This is a genomic window from Streptococcus sp. HMSC072D03 (genome assembly GCF_001812855.1).
Classification (GTDB): domain Bacteria; phylum Bacillota; class Bacilli; order Lactobacillales; family Streptococcaceae; genus Streptococcus; species Streptococcus salivarius_D.
Genome location: NZ_KV810644.1, coordinates 1 through 654 on the forward strand (window position 1 = coordinate 1; position 654 = coordinate 654).

Here is a 654-nt window from a genome sequence, read left to right on the forward strand (position 1 = left end):
GTTAGCTACGGCACTGAATCCCGGAAAGGATCCAACACCTAGCACTCATCGTTTACGGCGTGGACTACCAGGGTATCTAATCCTGTTCGCTCCCCACGCTTTCGAGCCTCAGCGTCAGTTACAGACCAGAGAGCCGCTTTCGCCACCGGTGTTCCTCCATATATCTACGCATTTCACCGCTACACATGGAATTCCACTCTCCCCTTCTGCACTCAAGTTTGACAGTTTCCAAAGCGAACTATGGTTGAGCCACAGCCTTTAACTTCAGACTTATCAAACCGCCTGCGCTCGCTTTACGCCCAATAAATCCGGACAACGCTCGGGACCTACGTATTACCGCGGCTGCTGGCACGTAGTTAGCCGTCCCTTTCTGGTAAGCTACCGTCACAGTGTGAACTTTCCACTCTCACACTCGTTCTTGACTTACAACAGAGCTTTACGATCCGAAAACCTTCTTCACTCACGCGGCGTTGCTCGGTCAGGGTTGCCCCCATTGCCGAAGATTCCCTACTGCTGCCTCCCGTAGGAGTCTGGGCCGTGTCTCAGTCCCAGTGTGGCCGATCACCCTCTCAGGTCGGCTATGTATCGTCGCCTAGGTGAGCCGTTACCTCACCTACTAGCTAATACAACGCAGGTCCATCTTGTAGTGGAGCA

1 rRNA gene is annotated in these 654 nt (G+C 53.5%); it reads right to left on the reverse strand.

What is annotated here, in order from left to right:
- A 16S ribosomal RNA gene (locus HMPREF2877_RS03735) occupies positions 1 to 654 on the reverse strand; the annotation flags it as partial.